This window comes from Bacteroidales bacterium, from assembly GCA_018334875.1.
GTDB lineage: Bacteria > Bacteroidota > Bacteroidia > Bacteroidales > UBA12077 > JAGXLC01.
Genome location: JAGXLC010000082.1, coordinates 11,771 through 15,433, shown reverse-complemented (window position 1 = coordinate 15,433; position 3,663 = coordinate 11,771). Strand labels below are relative to the sequence as shown.

Below are 3,663 nucleotides of genomic sequence, written 5' to 3'. Positions count from 1 at the left end.
CCTACGAGCTCATTAAATTCTGCGTCAATGGCGATTTCGGCGATGGACGCATCTCCGGGCGCCGGAGCCCCACGTCCCCTTTTAAGATTTGCTCCTTCTTCCGTTTCAGTCTCACCAAAAGATTGTAGTACTTCTACAATGGATAGTTCCGGATTTTCAGTTGCAACAGGTGCAACTGAATCTTCCTTTTCACAGGAAATTGAAAAGATGGCCAGGGCAGACAACAAAAACATCAGGTATGTCACCTGGCGTGCCTTGATTTTTAAAAATTGTTTTTTCATAATAAATGGTTTTTTTGGTTAATAAAACAATATAATGTAGACACGCAAGAGGATAAAATGTTTAAGAATATTTAAGATTTTTTTAACAAAAATAGAAAAGCATTAATTTTCACTCAATACCGGCGCATTTCATGAATGATCCAGTCTAAAAATAAAACCGGTTTAAGAAAAGCAGTATGGGGATATGCTTTTACGGTTCTATGAGGGAGCAAGAAGGTAACGCTTTTACCGGGGATTCTATTAATGCTTGAATGCGGGGAGAGTTAGCCTATTTTTTTTCAATCTTTTTCAGCCTTCTTATATGGCGCTCTTCATGAGTAAATTCTGCTTCCAGAAATGTGAAAGCCAGTTCGATGGCCTTATCGTTTCCTACTATTCGTCCTCCCATACAAAGTATATTCATATTATCATCTTCCACGCCCTGATGCGCTGAATAGTTGTCATGTACCAGTCCGGCTCTTACTCCCTTGATCTTGTTGGCTGCTATAGAGGCCCCCACTCCGCTTCCGCAAACTGCAATACCCCTTTCCACTTCATTATTTGCCACTGCTTTTGCAAGCGGGATAACAAAATCAGGATAATCATCCACGGGATTGATTTCAAAATTTCCGAAATCAATGATGGTATGGTTATGTTTTTCCAGTCGGTCTTTCAGGATTTGTTTTATTTCAAATCCTCCGTGGTCGGATGCAATACCAATTTTCATACGGTTTGCTTTTAAAAATTCATACATTTTTTGTCTCAAAGCCAATAGGAACTCAAATTGATTGTCGCTGTTCTGCAAACTTAACAATTGAATCCCCTACTCATTGCAAACAGTCTTTTGTCATTTTTGTTCTTTTTAGTGGTCTCTAAAGGGAAAATCATCAAAACGCTGCGTGAAGGATATCAATTCGAAGAAATTTTTAATATTGTTGATTGATTAATAGAACAATCATCGCCCTGGGGAAAACTTTGAAGCCACCGTTTAAAGGCGGCCATTCAAATGGTACATTCTGCCGAATTTTCCTATGCTACTGTTGCTTTTCTGCAAATGCTTCTGAAAGGTAATTGTCATAATGCATACAAACGTGTTTTGCAAATTCTGTGGAGGTATGAATGATCTGATCCCACTTTTCTTCTTTCAAGTCATTGATTTCATTTTTACAGATGTCCATCCGGAACAACCGATATATTACCCCGGCGCTGAAAGTATCACCGGCACCAATGGTACTGACCGGCTGAAGGCTCTGCACCGGATAGCTTTTCTCAAAGTATGGCGTTTTTACCTCCATTCTGTCTCCACCGGCTGTATATATTAATGGCACTTTTTTGATTTCCGACAGTATTTCCCACGCTTCCCGGACGTTATTCACCCCATAGAGGTTGATAAAATCTTCATCCGAACCTTTTACCAGATCGGCATTTCGGATATTCTGTTCTACTCTGCTTCTTATCTGATTCAGATTACCCGTATTTGTTTTACGGAAATTCGGATCATACAGGATGATGGCGCCATTCTTTGCGGATTGCTCGAGAAAACATAGCAGCTCATCCCTCCCTTCATCCTTTACGGCAAATGAGGAACCGAACAGCACAATATCCTCCTGCTTCGGTTCCGGAAACTTCAGTCTTTTTTCCACTTCAGGCTTAAAAAAGGTGTAGTGTGCATTGTTGTTTTCATCAAGGAAAGCCAGGGCTACCCGTGAATTGCCTTCATACCGGGTGACATAATCATCTGAAATGTTATTTTCCTTAAGAAAACGCCAGGCTATGTCACCCACCTGATCATTTCCAAACATGGTGATGAATGTAACCGGTATATCCAACCTTCCGAGGGAGACACATGTGTTGAGCTGCGATCCGCCTACCCTGGCTTCTTTAGGCTGATCATCCCTGAAGATGATATCGAATGTGGTTTCTCCGACTATATATACCCGTCGGCCATTTTCCATGGAATCAGCGAATTTACTTTAAGCCTGTCCTATCCGTTTCTTACTACTCTCGCTGTTTTAAGAATTTATATCCCTTCTTACAAGGATATTCCATCCCTTTTTTCAGAATACAAACCGGACGGAGAAGGCTCCATTGTCTCCCCAGAAGCCTGTGTTACCTACCAGGTTATAGGCTGGCTTCCAGTCTATGCTGAGGTTGATGGGTATCTCTTCGAAGGTGTATTCCAAACCTAAAATGCCATCGATACCCACTACGGTATAGCTCTGACTATCATCAAACCAGGGGTTTTCATCACCATCCCAGAATCCTATATGACCACCTACCCCGTAATACCAGTTGAAGCCCCGTGAGTCAAAAGCTGTAGCATGTCTTTCGTACAGTCCGGTTATATTGTAACCTGACCACCTGAATGAAGCGAGCCCCTCGAGAGCATTTTCGGAATCCAAAAAATGTTTTATGGTTAATCCGTTTGACAAACCGCCCCTGAAACCAATGCCGGTATTGTAATTGGACTGTGCGCTGGCGAATGATAAACTCATTCCTGCGATTAAAAGCGTAAGAATAATCTTCTTCATCATATTTATTTTAAGGATTTCCGGCTTAACAAATGCATCTGAGCAATTGTTTAATTTTAAAGACAATAATTTCTGGGCGATTTTAATATCACTCTATATCAATGCATATCTCTGGGAATTTTTTGTATATCATATGATGATTTAAATTTCATTTGCTGAGGTTAAATGAAGGCGGGGCTGCCTTTTTTTCACTACCCCACTGTTTGTTGGCCTTCGGTCCCATTTTGAGCTTAAGTGTGCCTCCCTCCATCATCTTTTCATGTACAAACCATGGCTTGTTCAGAGGGCTTCCGTTAAAAGTGGCAGACTGGATATACTTGTTATGAGGTGAATTGTTGCCGGCCTCAATGATAAAATCGTTTCCGCCGGACAGATGAATGGTGATTTCATCGAACACCGGGCTGCCAATGTTGTAAACAGGCAATCCCGGGGTAACCGGATAGAATCCCATACAGGAAAATACCACAAATGCCGACATGGCACCCCCATCTTCATCGCCCGGTATGCCCATCAGGTCGTTGCGGAACCACTGTCTCATCAAATGCCGGATGCGTTTCTGCGTTTTCCAGGGGTGACCTGCATAATTGTATAGATAAGGGATGTGAAAACTGGGCTCGTTGCCCATAGAGAACTGCCCGACATTTCCTGTCTGATCAGGCAGTTGTTCATAGAACTGATACTTGGGTTTATCCAGGGGTTCATTGAACAGGGCGTCCAGGTTTTCAGTGAAAGCTTCTCTACCGCCCATCAGATCGATCAAGTCGGCTACGTTGTGGGTAACTTCCCAACGGTAGGTCCAGCCGTTATTTTCATCGTAATAATCGCGGGCTCCCGGCCCTCCGGAAAATTTATAGTCAAAAGGTTCGATAAAA

The 3,663-nt window shown here is 42.3% G+C and carries 5 protein-coding genes; all 5 read right to left on the bottom strand.

The window, feature by feature from the left end; translation table 11 throughout:
* A partial coding sequence (locus KGY70_08850; GenBank protein ID MBS3775283.1) for a hypothetical protein occupies positions 1-281 on the bottom strand: 281 nt, incomplete at its 3' end.
* Between the two features lie 268 nt (positions 282-549).
* A complete protein-coding gene (locus tag KGY70_08845; GenBank protein MBS3775282.1) occupies positions 550-987 on the bottom strand; it encodes an RpiB/LacA/LacB family sugar-phosphate isomerase in 438 nt (145 codons plus the stop codon).
* 307 nt (positions 988-1,294) lie between these two features.
* Positions 1,295-2,215 carry a carbohydrate kinase gene (locus tag KGY70_08840; GenBank protein ID MBS3775281.1) on the bottom strand — a complete coding sequence of 307 codons (921 nt, stop codon included), beginning with the start codon at positions 2,213-2,215 and terminating at the stop codon, positions 1,295-1,297.
* Between the two features lie 102 nt (positions 2,216-2,317).
* A complete protein-coding gene (locus KGY70_08835; protein MBS3775280.1) occupies positions 2,318-2,794 on the bottom strand; it encodes a hypothetical protein in 477 nt (158 codons plus the stop codon).
* Between the two features lie 145 nt (positions 2,795-2,939).
* On the bottom strand, positions 2,940-3,663 hold a 724-nt coding region (locus KGY70_08830), incomplete at its 5' end, for a GH92 family glycosyl hydrolase (protein ID MBS3775279.1).